We start from the raw sequence: 26,086 nt of genomic DNA on the forward strand, positions 1-26,086 counted from the left end.
GGGCGGTGGGCGCTACTGCTCTGGAGCTGCCCTGAGGTGCGGATTCTAGTGGGCACTGGGTGGGTCTCAGCGTACGGCCGGGGCGGGGTGGGGCGACGGTGTGCTTGCTCACCCCGCCCCGGTCCCCGGATCCGCCGCGGTCTACTTCTCGGTGACGCCCGCCGAGTCGAACGTGGCCACCTCGTGCATCGCCCGGGCCGTGCTCTGCACCAGCGGCAGGGCCAGCAGGGCGCCGGTGCCCTCGCCGAGGCGGAGGTCGAGGTCGACCAGGGGGCGCAGGCCCAGCTTGTTGAGCGCCGCGACGTGGCCCGGTTCGGCGCTGCGGTGGCCCGCGATGCAGGCCGCGAGGACCTCGGGGGCGATCGCGCGGGCCACCAGCGCGGCGGCACCGGCGCTGACGCCGTCCAGGATCACCGGCGTACGCAGGGAGGCGCCGCCCAGGAGCAGGCCGACCATGGCGGCGTGCTCCAACCCGCCGATCGCGGCGAGGACGCCGATGGGGTCGGCCGGGTCCGGCTGGTGCAGTTCGAGGGCGCGTCGGACGACCTCGGTCTTGCGGGCCAGCGTCTCGTCGTTGATGCCGGTGCCGCGGCCCGTCACCTCGGCCGGGTCGGCGCCGGTGTACACCGAGATCAGGGCCGCCGACGCGGTGGTGTTCGCGATGCCCATCTCGCCGGTCAGCAGCGCCTTGTTGCCGGCCGCCACCAGGTCGCGGGCCGTCTCGATACCGACCTCGATGGCCCGCTTGGCCTCCTCGCGGGTCATCGCCGGGCCGGTGGTCATGTCGGAGGTGCCGGCGCGGACCTTGCGCGGCAGCAGGCCCGGCGCGGCGGGCAGGTCGGCGGCGACGCCCACGTCGACGACGCAGACCTCGGCGCCCACCTGGCCGGCGAAGGCGTTGCAGACCGCGCCGCCGCCGAGGAAGTTGGCCACCATCTGGGCGGTGACCTCCTGGGGCCAAGGGGTGACGCCCTGGGCGTGCACGCCGTGGTCGCCGGCGAAGATCGCGACGGCCGCGGGCTCCGGGATCGGCGGCGGGCACTGGCGGGACAGACCGGACAGCTGCGCGGAGATGATCTCCAGCATGCCGAGCGCGCCGGCCGGCTTGGTCATGCGCTTCTGCCGCTCCCACGCCTCGCCGAGCGCCTTGGCGTCCAGCGGGCGGATCTGGGCGACGGTCTCGGCGAGCAGGTCGTGCGGCTCCTCGCCGGGCAGGGCGCGGCGGCCGTACGTCTCCTCGTGCACCACCCAGGACAGCGGACGGCGCTTGGACCAGCCCGCCTGCATCAGCTCGGGCTCGTCCGGGAACTCGTCGACGTACCCGACGCACAGGTAGGCGATGACCTCCAGGTGCTCGGGCAGGCCGAGGGCGCGGACCATCTCGCGCTCGTCGAAGAAGCTGACCCAGCCGACGCCGAGGCCCTCGGCGCGGGCGGCGAGCCAGAGGTTCTCGACGGCGAGCGCGGCGGAGTACGGCGCCATCTGCGGCTGGGTGTGCCGGCCGAGGGTGTGGCGGCCGCCGCGGGTGGGGTCGGCGGTGACGACGATGTTGACCGGGGTGTCGAGGATGGCCTCGATCTTCAGTTCCTTGAACTGCTTCGCCCGGCCCTTCGGCAGCGACTTGGCGTACGCCTCCCGCTGGCGCATGGCCAGTTCGTGCATGCTGCGGCGGGTCTCCGACGAGCGGATGACGACGAAGTCCCACGGCTGGGAGTGCCCGACGGACGGGGCCGTGTGCGCGGCCTCCAGGACGCGCAGCAGCACCTCGTGCGGGATCGGGTCGCTGCGGAAGCCGTTGCGGATGTCGCGGCGCTCGCGCATGACCTTCAGCACGGCCTCGCGCTCGGCGTCGTCGTAGGGGGGCGCGGCCGGGCCGGTGGACCGGCGGGCGGGCGTCTCGGCGGTGCCGTCCTCTTCCTGGCCGGCGGCCCGGACCTCCGGGGCCTCCCCGTTCGGCACGGGTTCGGGACCGGACGCCGGCGGGGCGGCGGCGGGCGCGACGGGCGCGACGGGCTCCACGGCAAGTCCTTCCTCCGTGGGGAGGGTGACGGCCTGCGGCGGGGCCGGCGCGAGGTTCGGGGCGGTGGGCACCGAGCCCTCGACGGGCACGAACTGTCCGAGGGGCTGGTCCGGGAGGGGTTGGTCCGGGAGCGCCGACGGGAGGACGGCGGCCTCGCCCTGACCGGGCTCGGCGACGGCGGGCTCGGCGACGGGAACGGCGACGGCGGGCACGTCGGCGGGCACGTCGACGGACTGGGTCTGCGGGCCGGCCGGTGCGACGGCGGTCGGCTGCGGCGCCGGGGCGGCCGGGATGCCGACGGGCGGCACGGGCTGCGGCCCGGCCGGGTCCGCCGGAGACGCGGAGGCCACGGCGTCGGCGGCCGGAGCCGCGTGCGAGGGCTGCGGTACCTCCGGCGAGGGGGCCGCGGCGGCGGCCGGGTCCGCGCCCGGGACGGCCCGGGTCGGCTCCGCGACGGGCGGTTCGGCGGCGGGCTGCGCCACGGCGGCCGCGACGACCGGCTGGGCACCGGGGATCATCTGCTCGGCCTGCTCCTGGATCGCCGGTTCCTGGACGGCCTGGTCCTGGACTGGCTGCTCCTGGGTCGCCGGTTCCTGGACGGCTTGCTCGGCGACGGGGGCGTCCACGGCGGGTCCGGGTACGGCGGTCGCGGGCTGCACCGGGTCGGGGTGGGCGGCGGGGGCGCCCCCGGCCGCGGGAGCCACGGGCTCGGCGGCCTGAACGACCTCGGCGGCGACCGCCTCCGGAGCACCCGCCTCCGGAGCGGTCTCCTCGGGAGCGATCGCCTCGGCAGCGACCGCCTCCTGAACGACCGTCTCCGCGGCCACCGTTTCAGGCGTCGGTTCCGCCTCGGGCGTGGGCGCCGCCTCGGGCGTGGGCGCCGCCTCGGGCGTGGGCGCCGCCTCGGGCGTGGGCGCCGCCTCGGGGGCGGCATCGGCGACGGGCGCGGTCCCGGGGTCGGCCGGTTCGGCGACGGGCGTGCCCTCGACCGCCGGAGCGGCGCCCTCGGCGGCGGCCCCGCCCTCGGCGGGCACGGCGCCGTCCGTGACAGGCGCGGGGGCGGGGGCGGGGGCGGCGGCGTCCGGGACGCCCGCGTCGGGAGCCCCGGCCGGGAGGCCGCCCTCCGCGACGACGGGGGGCACGCTCACCGGTGCCGGTACGCCGTACGTACCGTCCTGCGCCTGGGTCTGGGCCTGGGTCTGGGCCTCGGGTACCGAGGTCGGCACGGGGAAGTGCCCGCTCGCCGGGCCGGCCGTTTCGGCGGTCACCGCTCCCACGGCCACCGGAACCTGCGCCGCGGTCTGCGGCGGAGCCCCCCAGGGCGTCGCACCCTGCGGGGCCGACTGGTGGGCGTCGAGGTACTCGGGAGCGGCCGGCACGGACGGGGCGGGCTGCCGCACCGGCGCGCCGGCCGGGCCGCGGTCGGCCAGGGAGCGGACCGGACTGGTGGAGGCGTCGGGGATGGGCGGGCCGAGGTGCAGCGGGCGGCGCGGCGCGACGGGCGCCGACGGCGCCGGGTCGGGCAGGCGGACTCCGCCGAGGTCGACCGAGCCGGTGTCCCGGCCGTCCGTCTCGTGCGGGCCGGGCTCGTGCACGGCCTCGACGACCGGTTCCGGCGCGGGCGGGGCGACCTCGTTGCCCCACGCGCCCTGGGCGCCCGGCAGCAGCAACAGGTCTTCGTCCTGGGCGGTGGTCTCGGAGAGGTAGGTGTACGAGCCGTGCGCGGGTACGCCCGGCTGCTCCACCATGCCTGCGTTCTCCGGCAGTCCCTCGCCCGGGACCTGGCCGGTGTCGGTCATGCGTACCCCTCGCCCATCGGTTAGTGCTTCTACGACCAGCTCACCGGGGACGGCGCACCGACCGTCCCGCAGTGAAGAACGAGCGTGCGTGCCCAGCGGCACGAACAGCCTGTCCACAAAGACGACAAAGCCATTGATTGGCATTGTCGCGGCCGTTCCCCCGTCGCGACAGCGTGTTCCGCGACAGCCCGCTGTGGACTGCGCCACGTTGCGCGTCCTCCGGTTCTGCCGTACCACACCCGCCCCAAACGGGGCGTGTTTTCCGGACATTGACGAACGAAACGCCGGGCGACACGGTGCGGTGCGACGGTCGGCCAGCCTACCGCGCATGGTGCGACTACCGGATCACCGGGAGGGCGGAAAACAGGATCACTGGGACGAGAGCGGAGTCACGGGGCGCGATCCCGGAGCACGCCGCTGAGCAGGAACGCCACGCTGCGCTCCGTCTCCGTCCAGGCCCGGGTGTCGAGTTCCACGGACTGCAGGAGGGCGCACTCGACCCGGTATCCGTGCTCGGTCAGGTCGCGGCCGACGAGTTCGGCGGCGTCGCGGGTCGCCGCGTGCGTGACGATGCGCTGCGGACGGCGGTCGGCGACCGCGGAGACCACGGCCGCTCCCCCGCCGCCGACACGCACGACGTCCGGCTCGGGAAGCCTCTCCAGGACGTGCGGGGCGGTGCCGTGCACGATCTGCGGCTGGACGCCGAAGCGGCGGGCGGCGATCTCGGTGCGGCCGCACGCCTCCACGTCCCGGTCGACGGCGATGACGGCGGCGCCGGCCCGCGCGGCCTCGGCGGCGAAGGCGCCGCTGCCGCAGCCGATGTCCCACACCAGGTCGCCGACGCGCGGGCCGAGGCGGGCGAGTTGGGCCGCGCGCAGCAGGTCCGTCTCGCCTTCGCCGAGCGGGCCGTAGATCTCGCCGGGCTGCGTCCAGCCGCGCGGGCCGGCGCCGGGGTCGCGTCCGGCGATCCAGCCGCCCTCCGCGGGGGCGCCGGGCTGGACGGGGCCGCCGATGACGATGACGACGTTCGGGTCGCGCCAGGTGTGGTCGGCCGCCTTGTCGGAGGTGACGACGGTGACCTGCTCGCGTTCGGTGCCGAGTTCCTCGCAGATGACGAAGGTGCGGTGGACGCCGTCGAGGAGGAGTCCGAGTTCGGCGGGGCCTGCGCCCGGCGAGGTGAGGACGGCGACCTTGGTGTGAGCTCGGCACACGTTCACCGCGCGTCGCAGGGTGCGGCGGTGTGCGACGACAACCTGTGCGTCGTCCCAGGGCATTCCGGCCCGGGCGAAGGCGGCGGCCACCGAGGAGACGGCGGGGACGACTTCGACCTCCAGCCCGAACTCGGGTGCGCGCAGGGTGCGTACGACGCCGAAGAAGCCGGGGTCGCCGTCGGCGAACACGACCGCCGTGCCGCGGTGGGCGGCGATGCGGCGGGCGGCGAGGGCGAGGCTGCCGAGGCGGATGCGCTCGGCGGCGGGCGGCACCTCGGGGAGCGCCAGGTGGTGTGCGGCACCGGCCACCAGGGTGGCGGCGCCCAGGGCCGCGCGCGCCGCCGCGGTCGGCGGCGAGCCGTCCCAGCCGATCACCGTGACGCGGTCGGCCATCGTCGTCAGTCTCCAGGGGTTTCTCGGGATCGGGCAGCCCGGACGGGCTCCGTGAGGGTATCCGGTGGATCGGGCGGGGCGACGGCGGCATGGCCGCCCCCTGGGTTCAGTTCCAGTCGGGGTACGCGGTGAAACCGCCGCTGTCGGCCAGTTGTTCGCCGACGCCGTCGAGGTCCTCGGGCAACAGGCTCCACACGATGAAGTCGCTGCGCACGTCGGTCCAGGTGCCGTCCTCGGTGCGGACGTGGACTATGCAGGCGTTGCGCAGGACACCCTCGCTGATGCAGCCGATCTTCTGGGCGACCTGCTGGGAGGCGGTGTTGTCGGCGGCGGTGCGCAGTTCGATGCGCTCGAACTTCCGGTCGCCGAAGAGCCATCGGGCGGTGGCGAGCGCGGCCTCGGAGGCGTAGCCCTCGCCGCGCGCCCAGGGGGCGATGATGTACGACAGTTCGGTGGACCGGATGTGCCAGTCGGTCTTCGTCAGCTGGACGATGCCGACGAGGCGTTGGGTGAGGAACTCGGTGACGGCGAGGTCCAGACCGCGTCCCCCGGCGCGCTCGGCGGGCGCCCACTCGGTGATCCAGTGGCGGGCGCCCTCCTCGGTGAAGGGCCGCGGGACGTCGGTCCAGGCCGCGACCTGCTCGTCGTTCATCATCTCGGTCAGGGCGGGCACGTCGTCCTCGTCGAGGGGACGCAGCACCAACCGCTCCGTGCTGATGGAGATGTTGGGGAAGGTGCTAGTCATGCGCCGCTCCGTTGACGTCGGAATGTCTTCGAGATCCGTCAGGGTCTGTGGAACTGCCCAGCATGCAGCATGAAAGCACTGAACCGCACCGCGGGGTTCACTCCGGGCGATGGAGTGAACCCCGTCGGTGCGGGCGAGTTGACCGCGTGCCGTCTCAGAAGGACGCGATGACCGAGCCGTCGTACTTGTCCTCGATGAACTTCTTGACCTCGGCGGAGGTGAGGAGCTTGGCGAGCGTAGGCACGCGCGGGTCGTTCTCGTTGCCCTTCTTGACGGCGAGGAAGTTGCCGTAGGGGTTGTCCTTGGCGGACTCCAGCACCAGGGCGTCGTCGGACGGCTTGAGGCCTGCCTCGATGGCGTAGTTGCCGTTGACGACCGCCGTGTCGACGTCGTCCAGGGAGCGCGGGGTCTGGGCCGCCTCCAGCTCCTTGAACTTGAGGTTCTTCGGGTTCCCGGTGATGTCGGAGGGGGTCGCCTCGTTGCCCACGCCGTCCTTGAGGGTGATGAGCCCGCCCGCGGCGAGCAGCTTCAGGGCCCGCGCCTCGTTGACCGTGTCGTTGGGGACGGCGACGGTCGCGCCGCTCTTGAGGGCGTCGGCGCTCTTGACCTTGTGGGAGTACAGGCCGAGCGGCTCCAGGTGCACGGTGACGACGGGCACGATGTGGGTGCCGTTCTTCTTGTTGAAGTCGTCGAGGTAGGGCTGGTTCTGGAAGTAGTTGGCGTCCACGTCGCCGTCCTCGGTCGCCGTGTTCGGCGTGACGTAGTCGGTGAACTCCTTGACCTCCAGGTCGAGGCCCGCCTTCTTGGCCAGGTGGTCCCTGACGTAGGTGAGGATCTCGGCGTGCGGGGTGGGGCTCGCGGCGACGACCAGCGGTCCGCTGCCGTCGGAGGAGGCCGAGCCCTTGTCCGAGCCGCAGGCGGTGATCCCGAAGGTGAGGGCTCCGGCGGCGAGGACGGCGGTGGTGATCTTGGTGGTGTTGCGCACGAAAAGTGCCTTTCCTTTTGGGTGGAGCTGCCCCGCCGGGGTGGACAGGGGTTCTCGGTGGCTCTCGGGGAGTGGTCGGGGTGCCCGGGGTTCTCAGGGCTGGTCGGGGTGCCCGGGGTTTCTCAGGGGTGGTCGGGGTGCCCCGGGGTTCTCAGGCGGTCTCGCCCGCCGCGGTCCGGGACTTCAGCAGCCGGAGCTTCGGCGCGGGGCCCGACCGGCCGCCCCGGCGGTGCAGGGAACGGGCCGCGTAGTCGCCGGCGAACTGGATGAGCGAGATGACGACGGCGAGGATCGCGACGGTGATCCACATGAGCCCGGTCTCGAAGCGCTGGTAGCCGTAGCGGATGGCGATGTCGCCGAGACCGCCGGCGCCGACCGTGCCGGCCATGGCGGAGTATCCGATGAGGGCGACGACCGTGGTGGTGGTGGAGGAGATCAGGGACGGCAGGGACTCCGGTACGAGCACCTTGCGCACGACGGTCCAGGTGTTGCCGCCCATCGCCTGCACGGCCTCCACGAGCCCGCCGTCCACTTCGCGGACGGCCGTCTCGACGAGGCGGGCGAAGAAGGGGATGGCGCCGACGGCCAGCGGCACGATGGCGGCCTCGCGGCCGATGGTGGTGCCGGTGACGGTCCGGGTGAAGCCCATCAGCGCGACCATCAGGATGATGAACGGCATCGAGCGGGCGACGTTGACGACCTGACCGACGACCTTGTTGGCGACGACGTTCTGCAGCAGTCCGCCCTTGTCCGTGAGGACGAGCAGGACGCCGAGCGGGAGTCCGCCGACGACGGCGACGATCGTGGACCAGCCCACCATGTAGAGGGTGTCCCAGCACGCCTGCGACAGCAGCGGCTGCATCTCGGCCCAGGTCACCAGGCACCTTCCTTCACCGGTGTGGTCTGTTCGGCCGGCACGTCGATGTGCAGGCCCTGTTCGCGCAGGAAGCCGATCGGCACGACGTTGTCCTCGTAGCGGCCGGGCAGTTCGATGCGCATGCGGCCGACCTGGAGCCCGCCGACGGTGTCGATGGCGGCGCCGAGGATCGATATGTCGATGTCGTAGGTGCGCGCGAGCCGGGAGACGACCGGCTGGGTCGCGGCCTCGCCCGGGAAGGTGACGTCGATGACCGTGCGGTCCGTCCCGGACGCCTCGCCGCCCACCGGGAAGAGCGCGGCGGCCAGTTGGGAGCCGGGCGTCGCGAGCAGTTCGCTCACCGTCCCGGACTCGACGACGCGTCCCCGCTCCATCAGCGCGGCCGAGTCGCAGACGCTCTTGACCACGTCCATCTCGTGCGTGATGAGCAGGACGGTCAGGCCCAGCTGCCGGTTGAGGTCGCGCAGCAGCCGGAGGATCGAGCGGGTGGTCTCCGGGTCGAGGGCGCTGGTGGCCTCGTCGGAGAGCAGCACCTTGGGGTCGCCGGCCAGGGCGCGGGCGATGCCGACGCGCTGCTTCTGGCCGCCGGAGAGCTGGGCGGGGTAGGACTTCGCCTTGTCGGCGAGGCCCACCAGGTCCAGCAGTTCCAGCGCCTTGCGGGAGCGTTCCCGGGCCGGCCGGCCGAGGATCTCCAGGGGCAGCTCGACGTTGTCCTGGACGGTCCGCGAGGACAGCAGGTTGAAGTGCTGGAAGACCATGCCGATCCGGCTGCGCGCCCGCCGCAGCTCCCGGCCGGCGCGCGGGCCGCGGCCGGCGAGGGCGGTGAGGTCCTGCCCGTCGACGGTCACCGTGCCGGCGGTGGGCCGCTCCAGCAGGTTGACGCAGCGGATGAGCGAGGACTTGCCGGCGCCGGACTGGCCGATGACGCCGTACACCTCGCCCTCGCGCACATGCAGGTCGACGCCGTCGAGGGCGGTGACCTCACGGCCGCGTGAGCCGTGGGACCGGTAGACCTTGGTCAGGCCCGATGTGGTGATCACTGGGGTTTTCCGTCACTGTCGAGTACGCGGGCGTGGGTGTGCCCGGGCACGGGTGCGTTCGTTGCGTTCGTTGCGTTCGTTCAGGGACGCGGCACGGTTCGCGCGGTGGCGAGAGAACCGGGGAGAACGGCATGTGCGCGTCGAGGCTCGGTCCCGCGTCGGTCGTGCGACGCGGCCGGGGCGCTGCGGGGGCCTTCTAGCAGGCGCACATTCGACACATACAACGAGCACCGGGCGTCATGGTCGCCTCGGTCGCAGGAATGCGGCAGCTCGTCGTGGTCATGCGATCAGTTAAACATGCGTACGGTCCTGACACGGCACCGATGTCCGCATGGTGGACGCCGGTGGACACTCGTCGGCCACGGTCGGCGATCCCCACTCCCCCGCCGGTGACCTGCGAAAACGGGGCCCGAAGATGCCGCGCCGCCGGGTCGGCGCCGAGTCCGCGCGCCTGCCGGGTTGTGGTCGACGCCACGGCGGCCGGGCCGGCGCGGGGGCCCGGCCGGAGCCCGGCGGGGGTGGCCGCACCAGGGGTTATCGGCCGTAATAAGGTCACTGCATGCTTGATGCCCTGACGCTCGTGACCGGCGTCGCCGCGCTGCTGCTCGCCGCCTGGTGCGGCTGGGCCGCGTACCGTGACCAGCCGACGAAGGACTGGCACTTCATCGGTATGGCCGTGGTGTCGCTGCTGGCCGTGGCGCAACTGGTGATCGGGGTCGTGCAGCTGGCGCGGGGCGAGAAGCCGGAGCAGGGCACGACGATCTTCGTGGCGTATCTGATCGGCGCCTTCGCCTGCGTTCCGGCGGCGGGCTTCATGTCGCTGGCGGAGCGCACCCGGTGGGGGTCGGTGACGGTGGCCGCGGGCGCCGTCGTCCTCGCCGTTCTCGAGGTGCGGCTGTACGACATCTGGGGAGGCTGAGATGACCACCGTGGACCCGAAGCCGAAGCGGCTCATCAGCGGCCCCGGCATGCTGCTGGTCTGGTTCTACGGCGTGATGGTGGTCGGCGCGGTGTCGCGCTCGGCGTACCAGATCGCCACCGAGTTCGACCGGGCGCCGCTCGCCTACTCCCTGTCGGCGGTGGCCGGCGTGGTGTACGGGTTCATCACGTACTCCCTGGTGCGCGGCGGCGAGCGGGCCCGCCGGGCGGCGCAGGTGTGCTGTGCCGCCGAACTCGCGGGTGTGCTGATCGTGGGCACCTGGACCCTGGTCGAGCCGTCGGCGTTCCCGGACGCGACGGTCTGGTCGGACTACGGCATGGGGTACGTGTTCATCCCGGTCCTGCTGCCGCTGTCCGCGCTGTACTGGCTGCGCCGCGGCCGCACCGTCACGCCGTAGCGGCGTACGTCCCGGCCGGCTTCTCCAGGACGATCATCGGGACGCCGTCCGCGCCCTGGGAGGTGCCCACGGTCTCGTAGCCCACCCGGCGGTACAGGCGCAGGTTGCCCTCGCTGCGGTGGCCGGTGAAAAGGCGGAACCTCGTCGCGCCGCGCTCCTCGGCGAGCGCCGCCTCCGCGGCCCGCAGCAGGCGCGCGCCGATGCCGTGACCCTGGAGGCGGGGGTGCACGCAGAGCCGGCCTATGGAGGCGGAGCCGTCCTCCAGGACGCGTCCGCGCACCGAACCGACCACCTCGTCGCCGAGCCGGGCCACGTACACGCAGTCCGCGGCCACCTCCTGGCGGACCGAGTCGAGGCTCTGGACGAGCGGGTCGATGCGGTAGTTGCCGTACAGGGCGGCCTCGCCCTGGAAGCACAGGTACTGGAGCTTGAAGATCTGCTCCGCGTCCTGCTCGGTCGCCACCGAGATGGTCACGCTCATGCCCATGTGCGCATGCCTCCCGCTCACCTGATCCGCCGGTCGTCCCTCACTCCTATCCCCGCACTTCACGGGCCGCAACCTCGGTCGCGAGCAAACGTCGCAGACATCCGAGACATCTGGAACGTTCCGGTCCGATGGTGCCCTGTGAGATACCCAACTCCCCCGCGATCTCCCGGTAGGTCGGGTCCGTCGGGGACAGCAGCGCGGCCAGCAGCCGGGGGCAGCGGCCCGGCAGACGGCGGACGGCTTCGCGCAGGGCCCGGCCGCGGGCGGCCGCGAGGGCGGCCTGCGCGGGGTCCCGGCCGGGGTCGTCCACCGGCTCCTCGGCGTACGGCCGCTCGCTGCGGGCCGTACGGAGGGTGCGGCGGGCCTCGCGGCGGACGGCCGCGCGCAGCCAGCCGGGCGGGTCCTCCGGTGGCCCTTCGGCGTGGAGGCGTTCGAGGAGGCGCAACCAGACCGTCTGTTCCAGGTCGCCCGGCTCGGCGCCGCAGGCGTGGGCCTCCGCCGACGCCTCGGCGGCGAGCAGCGGGCGCAGGGCGGCGACCAGGTCGGGGGCCGCGGCCACTGGTTCGGGTGTCCCGGCGGTCGGGTCCGGCGTCCTACTGCAGTCCGGCGTCATACGGCACAGAACGCGGCCGCCCGGCGTCGGGTTGCCGGGCGGCCGTTTCCTCACCCCATCCGGGGTCGGGGCGTCAGCCGTTGACAAAGTGCCGGCGGGCCAGCAGGCCGGTGTCGGCGTTGTCGGTGAAGACGCCGTCGATACCGGTCGCGAAGTACCTCTGGAAAGCGCCGAAGACGTCTCCGTAGCCGTCGGGGTCGGTGCCCTTGCGGAAGCCCGCGGGCAGGAAGGGGTTCTCGTTGCGCATGGTGTAGGGGTGCAGGATCAGGCCGACCGCGTGGGCGTCCTCGACCAGGGTGGTGGGCGTGGTGAGGTTGCCGCTCGCGTCCTTCGGGATCACCAGGTCGAGGGTGGGGCCGATGCCCTGTGCGTAACCGGCGATCTCGCGCAGGCCCTTCGGCTTGACCAGGTCGGCGACGGTGCGCGGGTCGCCCGCCTCGACGAAGTCCCAGGGGCGGCTGCCCGCCGAGGAGAGCAGGACGACCAGGGGGTTGTCGACCAGGGTGTTCAGGCGTTGGATGCTGGTCGGCTCGAAGGACTGCAGGATGACCGGCGAGTTCCGCTTGTCCTTGCCGTACTTGTGCAGCAGCTTGGCGACCCGCTCCTCCAGGCCGAGGCCCAGCTTGCGGAAGTAGCTGGGGTGCTTGGTCTCCGGGTAGATCCAGACCTGCTTGCCGCGCTTGCGGGTCTGCTCGTCCTGCCACTTCAGGACCTCTTCGAAGGTGGGGATCTCCCAGCGGCCGTTGTAGAGGGTGTTGTGCGGGCGGTTGGCGGGGATGCGCTCGACCGCGCGGAGGGTCTTCAGCTCGGCGAGCGTGAAGTCCTCGGTGAACCAGCCGGTGGTGGAGACGCCGTCGATGACCTTGGTGGTCCTGCGGCCGGCGAACTCGGGGTGGTCCGCGACGTCGGTCGTGCCGCCGATCTCCGGCTCGTGACGGCAGACCAGGTGGCCGTCCTTGGTGGGCACCAGGTCGCCGGCCTCGACGATGTCGGCGCCGAGGTCGAGGGCGAGCTGGTAGGAGCCGAAGGTGTGCTCCGGGCGGTAACCGCTGGCGCCGCGGTGGCCGATGATCGTCGGCACGGGCAGGCCGCGGAGGCCTGCGGCGCCGCGTCCGGCCGGCTCGGCGGCCTTCGCCGTGCCGGACAGGGACAGGACCGCCCCGCCCGCGCCGAGCACCGCCGCGCCGAGCAGTGCCCTCCGCCCGGTCCCGCCCGTCTGCTTGTCCGACCCCTGCGTTGTCATGAGCGCCTCCTGTTTTCGGGCCCCTCGCCGTTGATGCCGGCCGATCGTAGGTGTGCGTCGGTGACCGGGGGGAGACCCCGGGCGGAACACGCGGGTGACAGGGGATGGTCGTACGGGAACACCTGTCTGACGGTCCGTCGGCCTCACCTCGGCGCGCGAGCGGGTGGCCGGCCGGGGGTGACGGCCGGCGTGGGCGCGGGCCGCGCTCCGCCGGACGCGCGACCTCCGTCACACCGTTCCGGCGGGATTACGGCGGCGCGGCGCGGCCCGACCGCAGGTGAAGACGGGTCAACACTGCGTAAGACCTGGGTGAACCGGCCGTGCCCGATGTGCGCGACGGCCGTGACCGCGAGTATCGTCCTCACCTGCACAGACTCGTACCGCATCCCTTGACACCGGAGGGCCCGTTGTCCCGCTTCGTGCTCATCAAGGCAGTGCTCGGACCGATCATGCGCCTGATGTTCCGCCCACGGGTGGAGGGCGCGGAGCGCATCCCCGGCGACGGTCCGGTCATCCTGGCCGGCAACCACCTCACGTTCATCGACTCGATGATCCTGCCGCTGGTCTGCGACCGGCAGGTCTTCTTCATCGGCAAGGACGAGTACGTCACCGGCAAGGGGCTCAAGGGCCGGCTGATGGCCTGGTTCTTCACCGGCGTCGGCATGATCCCGGTGGACCGCGACGGCGGCAAGGGCGGTGTCGCCGCGCTGATGACCGGGCGCCGGATCCTGGAGGAGGGCAAGGTCTTCGGCATCTACCCCGAGGGCACGCGGTCCCCTGACGGGCGGCTGTACCGGGGCCGTACCGGCATCGCCCGGCTCACCCTGATGACGGGCGCGCCGGTGGTGCCGTTCGCCATGATCGGCACGGACAAGATCCAGCCGGGCGGTGCGGGGATGCCGCGGCCCGCGCGGGTGACCGTCCGCTTCGGCGAGCCCATGGAGTTCTCCCGGTACGAGGGGATGGACCGGGACCGGTACGTGCTGCGGGCGGTGACCGACTCCGTGATGGCGGAGGTCATGCGGCTGTCGGGGCAGGAGTACGTGGACATGTACGCGACCAAGGCCAAGGCGGCGTAGGTCTCCGACGGTTGGCGGGATTACCCGTGCGGGTGGGTGGGGTTCTGTGCGCGGTTCCTCGCGCCCCTGGGGGCGGACGCCAGGGGGCGGGATTACCCGTGCGGGTCGGGTTCGGTACTGTGCGCGGTTCCTCGCGCCCCTGGGGGACGCCAGGGGGCGGGATTACCCGTGCGGGTCGGGTTCGGTACTGTGCGCGGTTCCTTGCGGCCTTGGGGGTCAGTTTCGGGTTTCCAGGTGTTGGCCGCTTAGGAGGAACCAGGAAGCCACCGCTGTCGCCAGGAGTACGGCGGCGCCGGTGCCGGCGGCCAGGGTGAGGCCGTCGACGAAGGCGTCGCGGGCTGCCGACAGGGTCTGCTCCGCCGCCGCCGCGGGCATGCGTGCCGTGGCCTCCAGCGCTCCGCCCAGCGACTCGCGCGCCGCCGCGGGGGTGCCCGCCGGGGCCGGGAAGCCGCGGTAGACGCCCGTCACGATGGAGCCGAGCAGGGCGATGCCCAGGGCGGCGCCCAGTTCGTACGCCGTCTCGGAAACGGCGGACGCCGCGCCCGCCTCTTCCTTGGGGACGCTGGAGAGGATCACGTCGGCCGTGACGGTGAAGGAGAAGCCGGCGCCCACACCGACCACCAACAGGGCCGCGCCGAGCAGCGGGTAGCCGGTCGAGCGGTCCAGCGTGGTCAGCACGGCCAGCGCCAGGCCGACCGCCGCGAGGCCGCCGGAGACCACCGCGCGTACCGAGAAGCGGCGGGCCGCCCGCCCGGCGACCAGCCCTGCCGCCACCGCGCCCACCGCGGCGGGCAGTTCGGCCAGGCCCGCCTCGAACGGGGGCCGCCCCTGGACGAGTTGCAGGTACTGGGAGAGGAAGAACACCAGGCCGGACAGGCCGAGGACGGTCAGCAGGTCGGCCAGCACCGCGGCGCTGAAGCCGCGGTCGCGGAACAGACGCACGTCCAGCAGCGGGGCCGGGGAGGTGAGCTGGCGCCGTACGAAGGCGTACAGGGCCGCCGCGCCCAGCGCGCCGGGGATGAGCGGCGCCCAGGCGATGCCGTGCGCCGCGGTCTCCTTCACGGCGTAGACCACGCCGATGACGCCGACCAGCGACAGCACGACGCCGGGCAGGTCCCACGGGCCGGGGTCCGGGTTGCGCGACTCCGGCAGCGTGCGGATGCCGACGACCACCAGGACCGCCATCACCGGCAGGTTGATCAGGAAGACCGAGCCCCACCAGAAGTGCTGGAGCAGGAAGCCACCGGCGATCGGACCGACGGCCGTGCCGGCCGAGGCCGTGGCGCCCCAGATGCCGACGGCGAGGCTGCGTTCGCGCGGATCGTGGAAGATGTTGCGGATCAGCGCCAGGGTGGCGGGCATGAGGGTCGCGCCCGCGACGCCGAGCAGGGCGCGGGCCGCGATCATCGTACCGGGCCCGGTCGCGAAGGCGTTCAGCGCCGACACCGCGCCGAACGCCGCCGCGCCGCCGAGCAGGACGCGCTTGCGGCCGACGCGGTCACCCAGACTGCCCATCGTCACCAGCAGACCCGCGATGACGAAGGAGTAGACGTCGCCGATCCACAGCAACTGGGTGCCGGAGGGCTTCAGGTCCTCACTGATGTAGGGGGTCGCGAGACCGAGGACGGTCGCGTCGACGGCCACCAGCAGCACGGCGAGCACGAGGACGGACAGCGCGAGCCAGCGGCCCGGGCGCTTCACCGCCTCGGTCGTGTTCTCCCCGGTGCTCTCGCCTTCGGCCGAGCAGGGGGCGCCCCCGCGCTGCAGGGTGCTGGTCATGATTCCTCTCTCCGTGATGCGTCTTGTCGTAGTGCGCCGCCGAGCAGCAGCTCGGCGATCATGCGGGTGAAGTCGTTGCGGGCCACGCGGCCGTCCTGGACGGCCCAGGCGCAGGAGGCGATGAGCCCGTAGAGCGCCTCGGTCAGCCAGGCCGGGCTGAGGTCGATGCGGAACTCGCCGGCCTGCTGGCCCCGTACGAACAGGGCGCCGATGCGGGCGTCGAGCCGCAGCCAGCCGTCGTTCGGGCCGGCTTCCCAGAGCTGGTTCTCTCCGTAGAGGAAGGCGAGCAGTCCGGCGGCGGGCTGGATCTCGCGCACGAGCCTGCGCACCGCCTCGGCCGCGGTCCCCTCGTCCAGGCGGGCCGCGTCCAGTACGGCGTCGCACTCGGCGATGCCGAGGGATTCCAGCGCCCGGACGAGCGCCTCGCGCCCGGCGAAGTGCCGGTGCAGGGTGGCCCGGCTGATCCCGGCGGCCTTGGCCACCTCGTCCATGGTGGCGGTGGACTTGCGGGTCAGCAGCGCGGCGGCGGTGCGCAGCACGTGGTCACGATCGACAGCCATGAGACGAGCATAGACCATGTGAGACATGAATGTCTCATGCTGGAGGTGCGTGACTCACGACCACCGGTCGACGGGGAGGACGGGGACGGCCGGGACGCTCAGTGCCAGGTGAGTCCGGCGCGCCGCCGCCAGTACGCCCGCGGGTCCTCGGCCTGCGCCGCCAGCCGGGTGAGCTGGTCGTCGTCGAGGTCCACGACGGCCGCGTGCAGGTTGGACGCGAGCTGGTCGAGCGTCGCGGCACCGGAGAGGACGACGCCGGCCCAGGGCCGGCGCAGGACGAAGGCGAGGGCCACCGCGTCGCAGCCGAGCCCGGTCTCTGCGGCCACGGCCTTCAGCGCGTCCGGGGCGTGGGGAGCCGTGAGCCGCCCGTTGGCCATGCCCTCCTTGACGATCACCGTCAGCCCCGCGTCGTGCGCCTCGGCGAGGGCGGGGGCGGCGGACATCTCCAGCACGTTGCAGGTGGCCTGGACGGTACGGAAGAGGGGCTCGCCGCCGACGGTCACGGCGAGCGCGGCGCGGATCGTGTCGGCCTGGGCCGGGCCGCTGGCGGAGAAGCCGACGGTGACGCCCCGGTCGGCCGCCTCGGCGAGCCTGGCGTGCAGGTCCTTGTCGGTCAGGGCCGGGCTGTCCGGGGTGACCGAGTGGATCTGGTAGAGGTCGAGCCGGTCGCCGAGCACTCCGTCGGTCTCGGCACGCTGGCGCTCGTAAGCGGCGAGGCTGTGGTCCTTGACCTCGTGGACCTCGGCGTCGGTGGTCCAGTCCGCGGTGTACGTGTAACCCCACTTGCTGCCGACCACCATGTCGCCGGCGTCGGGGCGGGCGGCGAGCCAGTCGGCGAGGAACTCCTCGGAGCGTCCGTAGGAGCGGGCCGCGTCGACGTAGCGCACGCCCTGCGCGTAGGCGGCGTCCAGGAGTTCGTGGGTGCGGCGGCGCATCGCGTCGACGTCTCGGGCGGCCGGGAGGTCCTCGTCCCGGCCCAGGTTGATGTAGCCGGGGCGGCCGACGGCGGCGAGACCGAGTCCGAGGTGGCAGGTCGGGGTGGTTGCTGAGGCCAGTCGGGCGAAGGGCATCGCGGGCTCCGTTCGGTCGGCTCCTTGCGGCAGGGAACCAACGTAACCGCGCCGCCCGCCCGGCACTCGGGCGTGGGCGGCGGCGCGGGCAGGGCGGCGTGTGTCCGCGTGGAAAGGCCCTTCACGCGGGCATGGGAGCGGTCATCTCAGCGGCACGGACCGCGGCCCCGCACGCCCTTCACGCGCGCGGGAGCGGCCGGCTCCCCCGCACGCCCTTCACGCGCGCGTGGGAGTAGCCGCTCCCCGCGCGCGTGGCGGTCACTTCGCGTTCTTGGCGGTGGCCCAGGCGTGCTGCGCCGCCACGTCCGCCTTCACCTCGGCCAGCTGGACGGCGACCGCGCTCGGCGCGGTGCCTCCCCGGCCGTCGCGGGAGGCCAGGGCGCCCGGCACGCTGAGGACGGAGCGGACCTCGGGGGTCAGATGCGCGCTGATCTTCGCGAACTGCTCGTCCGTCAGCCCGTCGAGCTCCTTGCCCTCGGCCTCGGCGGCCTTCACGCACTCGCCCGCGACCTCGTGCGCCACCCGGAACGGCACGCCCTGCTTGACCAGCCACTCGGCGATGTCGGTGGCGAGCGAGAAACCGGCCGGGGCCAGTTCCTCCATCCGTTCGCGGTTGACGGTGAGGGTCGCCATCATGCCGGTGAAGGCGGGGAGCAGGACCTCGAGTTGGTCGCAGGAGTCGAAGACCGGCTCCTTGTCCTCCTGAAGGTCGCGGTTGTAGGCGAGCGGCAGCGCCTTGAGGGTGGCGAGCAGACCGGTCAGGTTGCCGATCAGGCGGCCGCTCTTGCCGCGCGCCAGCTCGGCGATGTCCGGGTTCTTCTTCTGCGGCATGATCGAGGAGCCGGTGGAGAAAGCGTCGTGCAGGGTGACGAAGGAGAACTCCTTCGTGTTCCAGATGATGACCTCCTCCGCGATCCGGGAGAGGTTCACGCCGATCATCGCCGTGATGAAGGCGAACTCGGCGACGAAGTCGCGGGACGCGGTGCCGTCGATGGAGTTGCCGACGCTGCCGTGCTCGAAGCCGAGGTCCTTCGCGACCGCCTCCGGGTCCAGACCGAGGCTGCTGCCGGCCAGCGCGCCCGAGCCGTACGGCGACACGGCCGTCCGCTCGTCCCACTGGCGCAGCCGCTCGGCGTCCCGGGACAGGGCCTGCGCATGGGCGAGGACGTGGTGGGCGAACAGCACCGGCTGGGCGTGCTGGAGGTGGGTGCGGCCGGGCATCGCCACGTCCGGGTGGGCCTCCGCCAGGCCGATCAGCGCATCCTGGAGGTCGGCGATCAGGCCGCCGATGACGCGGGCGTGGTCGCGCAGGTACATCCGGAAGAGCGTGGCGACCTGGTCGTTGCGGGAGCGGCCCGCGCGCAGCTTGCCACCGAGGTCGGGGCCGAGGCGCTCGAGCAGTCCGCGCTCCAGGGCGGTGTGCACGTCCTCGTCGGCGACCGTGCCCACGAAGTCGCCGGAGGCCACGTCCGCCTCCAGCCGGTCGAGCCCGGCGATCATCCGCGTCAGCTCGTCGTCCGTGAGCAGGCCCGCCTTGTGCAGCACGCGCGCGTGCGCACGCGAGCCGGCGATGTCGTACGGGGCGAGCCGCCAGTCGAAGTGGACGGACGCGGACAGCTTCGCCAGGGCCTCGGCGGGACCGTCGGCGAAACGGCCGCCCCAGAGCCGTACGTCACCGCTGTTGCTGCTCACGTGGGTCGCTCCTAGAGAGATACGGATGTGCCGCCGCCTGCCGCTGCTTCCCACAGCACCTTCTGCGGGGTGCAGGAGCAGTGTGTGCATGAGTATGCAGACCTCTGCATGATTCGTCAATTTAAGGCGGCCGCACGGAGATTTCCAGGATGCCGTTGAACGCACGCAACCGCTTTCGCGTACTCCCCACCGAACGCACGCCGGCGCCCGCGTTTGTCAATCGCTCCTGACCCTAGTGAGGCATCCGCATGTCCAGGGCTCTTCCGGAGTACAACAAGCGTCGCGTGGCGGTCATCGGCGGTGCTGCCGCCGTGGTGCTGTCCGGGGCCGTGATCGCCGGTTCCGCTCTCGCCGGGGAGACGTCCAAGAGCAGCTCCGGCAACGCCCGCACCCTCGCGAGCCCGGGCACCATCACCTGCCCCGACGTCGCCTCACGGCTGCCCGCGGTCCCCGCCTCCGCCAAGGCCGAGGTCGACCGCAACCTCACCCTGCTCGACACCCAGATCCAGGAGGCGAACAAGCGCCTGGCCGACACCGTGGGCCAGGGCGGACCCAACTTCGTGAACAACGCCATCCTCGGCCCGCTGGCGGACAAGCGGAGGTCGACCATCGACCGCATCGCGATCTCCATCGGCCGGACGGCGGCCAGGCCGACCGGCCTGGACTCCCTGGCCGCCTGCACACTCACCAAATGAGGCGACAGGCGCCGCGGCCGCCCCGAGTCATGCGCCGGCCGGGGCGGCCGCGATCGGACGGCGATCGAACCGCGGTCGGACCGCGGTCGGAACCGGACCACGGAATTCCTTAGACAGTCGAAAGAAATACGGCCATAATCGTGATCCGTGGGAAAGACTTATGAGCGCATAGACGGCAGACTCCGCACGTTCATCGAGGCCCAGCCCCTCTTCTTCACGGCGACCGCCCCGCTGTCCGGCGACGGCACGGTCAACCTCTCCCCCAAGGGCCTGAAGGGCTCCTTCGCGGTGCTGGACGAACACACCGTGGCCTACCTGGACTTCGCCGGGTCCAACGCCGAGACGATCGCGCACCTCCGGGAGAACGGCCGGATCACCCTGATGTGGTGCGCCTTCCAGGGACCGCCGAACATCGTGCGGGTGCACGGCCGCGGGGAGCCGGTCTTCCGTGACGACCCGCGCTTCGCGGACCTGCTCGCCCGCTTCCCCGACATCGATCCCGCCCCGCACGGCCTGCGCGCGATCATCGTCGTACGGGCCGACCTGGTCCGTGACACCTGCGGCTACGCGGTCCCCTTCATGGCGTACGAGGAGGACCGCGACCTGCACGGCAAGCGGTTCGCGCGCGAGGACGACGCCTCGCTGAGCGAGTACTTCGCCAAGAAGGAACACGTGGCGACGAGCATGGACGGCCTGCCCGGCCTGCCGCTGCCGCTGCCGCCCGCCGCGGACCCGCGATGATCAGGCGGCCCTGAGCCGCACGGTGAACGTGGTCGATCCCGGGCGGCTCTCCAGGGCCACGCTGCCGCCGTGCGCCTCCGCCACCGCGGCCACGATGGACAGCCCCAGGCCCGCGCCGCCGCCGGGGGCGTCCGTGCGGCGGCGGTCGGCGCGGGTGAAGCGTTCGAAGACGCCGGGCTGGACGTCCTCGGGAACGCCGGGCCCGTCGTCGTGGACCTTCAGCACGGCCCAGGGGCCGTCGGTCTCCAGGGACACCGTGACCTTCGTGCCCACGGGTGTGTGCACACGCGCGTTGGTCAACAGGTTGGCCAACACCTGTTGCAGCCGGTGGGCGTCGCCGGTGACCGTGACCGGCTCCTCCGCCAGTTCCAGGGCCCAGCGGTGGCCGGGGCCGGCCGCCCGGGCGTCCGTGACCGCGTCCAGGACCAGCATGGTCAGGTCGACCGGGAGGCGTTCCAGGGGGCGGCCGGCGTCCAGACGGGCCAGCAGCAGCATCTCGTCGACCATCTCGCCCATGCGCCCCGACTCCGCGGCGATGCGCTCCAGGGCGCGCTTCACCTCCGGCGGCACCGGCCCGGGATGCAGCAGGGCGAGTTCGGCGTGGCCGCGGACCGAGGCCACCGGTGTGCGCAGCTCGTGGCTGGCGTCGGCGGCGAAGCTGCGCAGCCGTTCCTCGCTGGCGTGCCGTTTGGTGAGCGCGTCCTCGACGTGGCCGAGCATGCGGTTGAAGGCGCCCGCGACCTGGCCCACCTCGCTGCGCGGATCCGTCTCGGGGGCGCGCGACGGCAACGCCACCTCCCCACTGGCGAGCGGGAGTTCGCTGACCCGGGTGGCGGTCGCCGCGACCCGGCTCAGTGGACGCAGGGACCAGCGCACCCACAACGCGCCCGCGACGCCGGTGACGGTGAGGGCCAGCCCGAAGACGATCCCGCCGACCACCACCAGGCGGTGGACCGTGGCCTGCACGGGCTCCAGCGGCAGGCCGGTGATCAGCACGTCGTCGTCGGCGCCCCGCCACGCCCTGACCCGGTAGTCGTCCAGCGCGGACAGCTCGACGGTGTGGCCCCTGCCGTCGGCCGGGACCGCGACGAGCTGCCGCTTGTCGCGGGAGGTCATCGGAACGGCCTTGATGCCGGTGGACCGCACGACGGCCGCGTGGGTGGGGACGCCGTCGATCAGCCGGGCGCCGAAGGTGCCCATGGCCTGTCGGCGGGTGTCGCCGTGCTCGTCCCCGTCTCGGTCGTCGGGCAGCCGCGTCTTGTGCTCCAGGCTCTCCGGGAAGCGGACGCCGACCTCGGACAGCTGCTCGTCGAGCCGGCTGGTGAGGAAGCGGCCCACCCCGATCACCGCGGCCACGCCCACCGCGGCGCAGCTGACCGCCAGCAGCACCACCAGGCCGAACGTGAGACGGGCCCGGAGCGTGTGGAGGCCGGGGAGCCGGAACAGGCGGGACAGCCTCCGCCCGAGCGGCCTCACCGCGTCACCGGCTTCAGCACGTATCCGGCGCCGCGCACGGTGTGGATCATCGGTTCCCGGCCGGCGTCCACCTTCTTGCGCAGGTAGGAGATGTACAGCTCGACGACGTGGGCGCGGCCGCCGAAGTCGTAGGACCAGACCCGGTCGAGGATCTGGGCCTTGCTGAGCACGCGGCGCGGATTGCGCATCAGGAAGCGCAGCAGCTCGAACTCGGTCGGGGACAGCTCGATCAGCTCCCCGCCACGGGTCACCTCGCGGGCCTCCTCGTCCATGACCAGGTCGCCGACGATCAGCCGGGGGCCGTCCTCCTGCTGCCGGGCCATGCCGGCGCGGCGCAGCAGTCCGCGGACCCGGGCGACGACCTCCTCCAGGCTGAAGGGCTTCGTCACGTAGTCGTCGCCGCCCGCGGTGATCCCGGCGATGCGGTCCTCCACCGCGTCCCGGGCCGTCAGGAAGAGCACGCAGACGTCCGGCTTCACGCCGCGCAGGGAGCGCAGGACGGCGAACCCGTCGGTGTCGGGGAGCATCACGTCCAGCACGACGGCGTCCGGCATCAGCTCCCGCGCCGCGGCGGCGGCCGAGGACCCGTCGCCCGCGGACCGGACCTCCCAGCCCTCGTAGCGCAGGGCGCCGGACAGCACCTCGGCGAGGTCGGGGTCGTCGTCGACGACGAGGACGCGCAGCGGCGTGCCGTCGGGACGGGTGAGGGCCGGACGGCCCGAGCGGGTGGTGTTCATGGCCCTACCAGGATCCACCCTCCCCCGGCCGGCGGTCGACGGGCGAGGCTCTGAGTTTGCTCTGAGTGAGCCGGTGGAGCCCCGTTTCAGAGGGCGCTCAGAGGTTGCCGCTGCACTGTGGTGGCCCGGACAGCGAAAGGACGCAATCCATGACGACCGTGTACGAGCGGCGCACGGCACCGGCGGTGCCGCTGACCACGCGACGCTCCCCGGCGGGCGTCGTGCTCACCCTGTTGTGGGCGGGCGCGGCGGCCGTGACAGCGCTGTGGTGGATGGACACCGGCTCCGTGGTCGGCGCGGCGGGCTGGCTGACCGGGGCCGGGCGGATCGCCGGGCTGCTGAGCGGGTACGCCTGCGCGGTGCTGGTCGGGCTGATGGCCCGGGTGCCGCTGCTGGAGCGGCGGATCGGCTCCGACCGGGTGGCCCGATGGCACGCGATGGCCGGCCGCTACACCATCTCCCTGCTGGTCGCGCACGTGGTGCTGATCCTCGCCGGCTACGCCGCCCAGGACCACGCCACGCTCTGGCACGAGGCGCTCACGGTGGTCCTCGACTATCCGGAGATGCTCAAGACCACCGCCGGCACCGTGATCCTGTTCGCGGTCGGCATCACCTCGGTGCGGGCGCTGCGCCGCCGGACCAGCTACGAGTTCTGGTACTACGTCCACCTGCTCACCTACGCCGCCGTGTTCCTGGCCTTCAGCCACCAGCTGGTGCTGGGCAACGACTTCAACGGCCACCCGGTGGCCACGGCCGCCTGGTACGCGCTCTACCTGGGCGTCGCTGCCCTGGTGCTGTGGTACCGCGTCCTCGGTCCGGTGCGGCTGAACCTGCGCCACCAGCTGCGGGTGCAGTCGGTGCACCGGGAGGCGCCGGGCGTGTACTCGGTCGTCATGCACGGACGGCGGCTGGACGAGATGGGCGCGGAGGCGGGCCAGTTCTTCCGCTGGCGGTTCCTCGGCGAGGGCCTGGGCTGGACGTCGACGCCGTACTCGCTGTCGGCCCCGCCGCGCCGGGACGTGCTGCGGGTCACGGTCAAGGCGCTCGGTGACCACAGCGCGGCCATCGCCCTGCTGCGCCCCGGCACCCGGGTGTGGGCGGAGGGGCCGTACGGCGCGATGACCCAGGACCGGCAGACCTCCCACAAGTCCCTGCTGATCGGCGCCGGCGTGGGCATCACCCCGCTGCGGGCCCTGTTCGAGACCCTGCCGGGCCAGGTCACCCTGCTGTACCGGGCGCGCGGCGCCGAGGACCTGGCGCTGGGCGGCGAGCTGGAGGCGATCGCGCGGTGGCGCGGCGCGAAGGTGCTGTACGCGCTCAACGGGGCGGACGGACGGCGCCCGGACCTGTCGGCGCGGTCGCTGCGGTCGGCCTTCCCCGACCTCGCCGAGCACGACGTCTACATCTGCGGTCCGCACGGCTTCGCGCTGGACGTGTACGAGGCGCTGAAGGACGCCGGCGTCCGGGACAGCCGCATCCACCACGAGTCGTTCGAATTCTGAGAGTCTGCGAGGCAGCCACGTGCACGCCCTGAAGAAGAACCGTCCGCTGCGCCGCATCGTGCTGGCCGGTGCCGCCACCGTCTCCGGAATGGTGCTGCTGCTGTCGATGAAGCCGCACACGTCGGCGGAGACCGCCGTCGCGGTGCCGGCCCCCTCCAGCAGTTCCGGCGTCTCCGGTGGATCGAGCAGCTCCGGTGGATCGAGCAGTTCCGGCGGGTCGAGCAGCTCCGGCGGGTCGGCCACCAGCGGCACGAAGACCGTCACGGGCGACACGGTGCAGACCCGCTGGGGTCCCGTCCAGGTGCGGATCACGCTCAAGAACGGCAAGCTCACCGAGGTGGAGGCGATCTCCTACCCCTCGGACAACCCGCGGGACCAGGAGATCAACAGCTACGCCGTCCCGCAGCTGCGCAGGGAGGCCCTCGCCGCGCAGAGCGCGAACATCGACACCGTCTCCGGCGCCACCTACACCAGTGACGGTTACCGCCAGTCGCTGCAGTCCGCGCTGGACTCCGCGAGCAGCTGAACGCACCGGTGACCGGACACGTATCTCAGGGCCAAGGGACCACGCCATCCCCCCTTGCCCCCGCTCCCGGAGGAACCGTGACCACCACGCTCGCAGGCGGCCGCGCCGCCCGCCGCCAGACGATGCGCCGCATCCGCCCGCGCCGCTCCCCGGCGACCGCCCTGCTGCTGGCCGTATGGGCCGGTGCGGCCGGTGTCCTGTGGCTCTGGTGGCACGACACCCCGTCCATCGCCGACGACAACGGCAAGGTCCTCAACGCGGGCCGGATCACCGGCCTGCTCGCCGGGTACCTGATGGCGCTGGTGGTGCTGCAGACGGCCCGGGTGCCCGCGCTGGAGCGCCGGGTGGGCTCCGACCGAGTGGCCCGCTGGCACGCGATGACCGGCCGCTACACGATCTGCCTGGTCCTCGCCCACGTCTTCCTCACCATGTGGGGCTACGCCCTGCGGGCGGGCAGGCCGCTCGGCGGGATCGTCCAACAGACGATCGACTCCGTCGAGCAGCTGCCGGACATGGGCAAGGCCGCCGTCGGCACCGGCCTGCTGTTCCTCGTCGGGTTCGTCTCGGTCGGCGGGATCCGCCGCCGCCTGCCCTACGACGCCTGGTACCACGTGCACCTGCTCACGTACGCGGCGGTGTTCCTGACGTTCTGGCACCAGATCACCACCGGGAACGACTTCGCCGTCGAGCCGACCGCGAAGACCTTCTGGTACGGCCTGTACGGCGGCGTGACCGCGCTGGTGCTGTGGTACCGCGTCCTCACCCCGATCCGGCTCAACCTGCGGCACCGCATGCGCGTCGAGGCCGTGATCGAGGAGACGCCGGGCATCGTGTCGGTGCTGATCGGCGGGCGGAAGCTGCACCGGATGGGCGCGGAGGCCGGCCAGTTCTTCCGCTGGCGGTTCCTGGCGCCGGGGATGCGGTTCAGCTCCCACCCGTACTCCCTGTCGGCGGCGCCTCGCCCGGACATGCTGCGGATCACGGTGAAGGCGATCGGCGACCACAGCGCCCGCCTGCGCGAGCTGACGCCCGGCACCAGGGTGTGGGCCGAGGGCCCGTACGGCGCCCTGACCGCGCAGCGGCGCAGCCGCGGCAAGGTGCTGCTGGTGGCGGGCGGGGTCGGCATCACCCCGATGCGGGCGCTGTTCGAGACGCTGCCGGGAGCGGCGGGCGACATCACCCTGCTGTACCGCGCCAACAGCACGCGGGACCTGGCACTGTGGGACGAGCTTGCCTCGATCGCCGAGGAGCGCGGCGCCCGGCTGATGTACGCGGTCAACAGCCCGGACGGGGAACGCCCCGACATCTCGGCCGAGCGGCTGCGCCAGAAGCTGCCGGACATCGACAGGCACGACGTCTTCATGTGCGGGCCGGCCGGGTTCGCGCGGACCGTGTACGAAGCACTGCGCGGCGCGGGAGTGCCCGCCCGCCGCATCCATCACGAGTCGTTCGAGATGTGAGCGACGGGACTTCAGGAGC

The 26,086-nt window shown here is 72.8% G+C and carries 23 protein-coding genes; 8 read left to right on the top strand and 15 right to left on the bottom strand.

Annotated elements, in window-relative coordinates; genetic code table 11:
• Window positions 1-141: 141 nt before the first annotated feature.
• The 6 genes from cobT to VKA29_RS27475 form a co-directional block, all read right to left on the bottom strand.
• On the bottom strand, window positions 142-3,819 hold the full coding sequence (gene cobT / locus VKA29_RS27450) for a nicotinate-nucleotide--dimethylbenzimidazole phosphoribosyltransferase (protein ID WP_324788670.1): 3,678 nt from the start codon (window positions 3,817-3,819) through the stop codon (window positions 142-144).
• Window positions 3,820-4,208: 389 nt separating this feature from the next.
• Window positions 4,209-5,423, bottom strand: coding sequence for a precorrin-6y C5,15-methyltransferase (decarboxylating) subunit CbiE (gene cbiE / locus VKA29_RS27455; protein WP_324788671.1), 1,215 nt, complete (start codon window positions 5,421-5,423; stop codon window positions 4,209-4,211).
• Between the two features lie 106 nt (window positions 5,424-5,529).
• Window positions 5,530-6,168 carry a GNAT family N-acetyltransferase gene (locus tag VKA29_RS27460; RefSeq protein ID WP_324788672.1) on the bottom strand — a complete coding sequence of 213 codons (639 nt, stop codon included), beginning with the start codon at window positions 6,166-6,168 and terminating at the stop codon, window positions 5,530-5,532.
• A gap of 154 nt (window positions 6,169-6,322) precedes the next feature.
• A complete protein-coding gene (locus tag VKA29_RS27465) occupies window positions 6,323-7,153 on the bottom strand; it encodes a MetQ/NlpA family ABC transporter substrate-binding protein (protein WP_324788673.1) in 831 nt (276 codons plus the stop codon).
• 151 nt (window positions 7,154-7,304) lie between these two features.
• The gene (locus VKA29_RS27470) at window positions 7,305-8,030 is read right to left on the bottom strand and encodes a methionine ABC transporter permease (protein ID WP_324788674.1); all 726 of its coding nucleotides are present in this window, start codon (window positions 8,028-8,030) and stop codon (window positions 7,305-7,307) included.
• Window positions 8,027-9,070 (bottom strand): methionine ABC transporter ATP-binding protein, encoded by a 1,044-nt coding sequence (locus tag VKA29_RS27475; protein WP_324788675.1) that lies wholly within the window; start codon window positions 9,068-9,070, stop codon window positions 8,027-8,029. Before VKA29_RS27475 ends, VKA29_RS27470 begins: the two co-directional genes overlap by 4 nt.
• A gap of 559 nt (window positions 9,071-9,629) precedes the next feature.
• Between VKA29_RS27475 and VKA29_RS27480 the strand changes: the two genes are divergently transcribed.
• Together VKA29_RS27480 and VKA29_RS27485 are read left to right on the top strand one after the other, a co-directional pair.
• A complete protein-coding gene (locus VKA29_RS27480; RefSeq protein WP_324788676.1) occupies window positions 9,630-9,989 on the top strand; it encodes a hypothetical protein in 360 nt (119 codons plus the stop codon).
• Between the two features lies 1 nt (window position 9,990).
• Entirely contained in the window at window positions 9,991-10,407 is a 417-nt protein-coding gene (locus VKA29_RS27485) for a hypothetical protein (protein WP_324788677.1), read from the top strand.
• On the opposite strand, the gene VKA29_RS27490 is transcribed toward VKA29_RS27485, so the two are convergent.
• The 3 genes from VKA29_RS27490 to VKA29_RS27500 form a co-directional block, all read right to left on the bottom strand.
• Entirely contained in the window at window positions 10,397-10,894 is a 498-nt protein-coding gene (locus tag VKA29_RS27490) for a GNAT family N-acetyltransferase (protein WP_324788678.1), read from the bottom strand. The genes VKA29_RS27485 and VKA29_RS27490 overlap by 11 nt on opposite strands.
• Window positions 10,895-10,940: 46 nt before the next feature.
• Complete coding sequence (locus VKA29_RS27495) at window positions 10,941-11,507, bottom strand: sigma-70 family RNA polymerase sigma factor (protein WP_420718575.1); 567 nt, start codon at window positions 11,505-11,507, stop codon at window positions 10,941-10,943.
• Window positions 11,508-11,580: 73 nt separating this feature from the next.
• The gene (locus tag VKA29_RS27500; protein ID WP_324788680.1) at window positions 11,581-12,750 is read right to left on the bottom strand and encodes a glycerophosphodiester phosphodiesterase; all 1,170 of its coding nucleotides are present in this window, start codon (window positions 12,748-12,750) and stop codon (window positions 11,581-11,583) included.
• A 407-nt stretch (window positions 12,751-13,157) separates the two neighbouring features.
• Here VKA29_RS27500 and VKA29_RS27505 point away from each other — a divergent pair, with 407 nt between their 5' ends.
• The gene (locus VKA29_RS27505) at window positions 13,158-13,829 is read left to right on the top strand and encodes a lysophospholipid acyltransferase family protein (RefSeq protein WP_324788681.1); all 672 of its coding nucleotides are present in this window, start codon (window positions 13,158-13,160) and stop codon (window positions 13,827-13,829) included.
• 216 nt (window positions 13,830-14,045) lie between these two features.
• On the opposite strand, the gene VKA29_RS27510 is transcribed toward VKA29_RS27505, so the two are convergent.
• The 4 genes from VKA29_RS27510 to argH all read right to left on the bottom strand — a co-directional run bounded on the left by VKA29_RS27510 (window position 14,046) and on the right by argH (window position 18,930).
• Window positions 14,046-15,608 carry an MFS transporter gene (locus VKA29_RS27510; protein ID WP_324788682.1) on the bottom strand — a complete coding sequence of 521 codons (1,563 nt, stop codon included), beginning with the start codon at window positions 15,606-15,608 and terminating at the stop codon, window positions 14,046-14,048.
• Window positions 15,605-16,168 carry a helix-turn-helix domain-containing protein gene (locus VKA29_RS27515; protein ID WP_324788683.1) on the bottom strand — a complete coding sequence of 188 codons (564 nt, stop codon included), beginning with the start codon at window positions 16,166-16,168 and terminating at the stop codon, window positions 15,605-15,607. Before VKA29_RS27515 ends, VKA29_RS27510 begins: the two co-directional genes overlap by 4 nt.
• 98 nt (window positions 16,169-16,266) lie before the next feature.
• A complete protein-coding gene (locus VKA29_RS27520; RefSeq protein ID WP_324788684.1) occupies window positions 16,267-17,238 on the bottom strand; it encodes an aldo/keto reductase in 972 nt (323 codons plus the stop codon).
• Window positions 17,239-17,496: 258 nt separating this feature from the next.
• Complete coding sequence (gene argH, locus VKA29_RS27525; RefSeq protein WP_324788685.1) at window positions 17,497-18,930, bottom strand: argininosuccinate lyase; 1,434 nt, start codon at window positions 18,928-18,930, stop codon at window positions 17,497-17,499.
• Between the two features lie 248 nt (window positions 18,931-19,178).
• On the opposite strand from argH, the gene VKA29_RS27530 reads away from it, so the two are divergent.
• Both VKA29_RS27530 and VKA29_RS27535 read left to right on the top strand, forming a co-directional pair.
• On the top strand, window positions 19,179-19,625 hold the full coding sequence (locus VKA29_RS27530) for a hypothetical protein (protein WP_420718576.1): 447 nt from the start codon (window positions 19,179-19,181) through the stop codon (window positions 19,623-19,625).
• 147 nt (window positions 19,626-19,772) lie between these two features.
• Window positions 19,773-20,366, top strand: a complete 594-nt coding sequence (locus tag VKA29_RS27535; RefSeq protein WP_324788686.1) for a pyridoxamine 5'-phosphate oxidase family protein — start codon at window positions 19,773-19,775, stop codon at window positions 20,364-20,366.
• On the opposite strand, the gene VKA29_RS27540 is transcribed toward VKA29_RS27535, so the two are convergent.
• Both VKA29_RS27540 and VKA29_RS27545 read right to left on the bottom strand, forming a co-directional pair.
• Window positions 20,367-21,842 (bottom strand): HAMP domain-containing sensor histidine kinase, encoded by a 1,476-nt coding sequence (locus tag VKA29_RS27540; protein WP_324788687.1) that lies wholly within the window; start codon window positions 21,840-21,842, stop codon window positions 20,367-20,369.
• Window positions 21,839-22,579, bottom strand: coding sequence for a response regulator transcription factor (locus VKA29_RS27545; protein ID WP_324788688.1), 741 nt, complete (start codon window positions 22,577-22,579; stop codon window positions 21,839-21,841). The genes VKA29_RS27540 and VKA29_RS27545 overlap by 4 nt, the downstream gene beginning before the upstream one ends.
• Before the next feature lie 149 nt (window positions 22,580-22,728).
• On the opposite strand from VKA29_RS27545, the gene VKA29_RS27550 reads away from it, so the two are divergent.
• The 3 genes from VKA29_RS27550 to VKA29_RS27560 all read left to right on the top strand — a co-directional run bounded on the left by VKA29_RS27550 (window position 22,729) and on the right by VKA29_RS27560 (window position 26,067).
• Window positions 22,729-24,081, top strand: a complete 1,353-nt coding sequence (locus VKA29_RS27550; protein WP_324788689.1) for a ferric reductase-like transmembrane domain-containing protein — start codon at window positions 22,729-22,731, stop codon at window positions 24,079-24,081.
• A 19-nt stretch (window positions 24,082-24,100) separates the two neighbouring features.
• The gene (locus tag VKA29_RS27555; protein WP_324788690.1) at window positions 24,101-24,607 is read left to right on the top strand and encodes an FMN-binding protein; all 507 of its coding nucleotides are present in this window, start codon (window positions 24,101-24,103) and stop codon (window positions 24,605-24,607) included.
• 77 nt (window positions 24,608-24,684) lie between these two features.
• Complete coding sequence (locus VKA29_RS27560; RefSeq protein ID WP_324788691.1) at window positions 24,685-26,067, top strand: ferredoxin reductase family protein; 1,383 nt, start codon at window positions 24,685-24,687, stop codon at window positions 26,065-26,067.
• The last annotated feature ends 19 nt before the right edge of the window (window positions 26,068-26,086 follow it).

Source organism: Streptomyces sp. H51, from assembly GCF_035656535.1.
Lineage (GTDB): Bacteria > Actinomycetota > Actinomycetes > Streptomycetales > Streptomycetaceae > Streptomyces.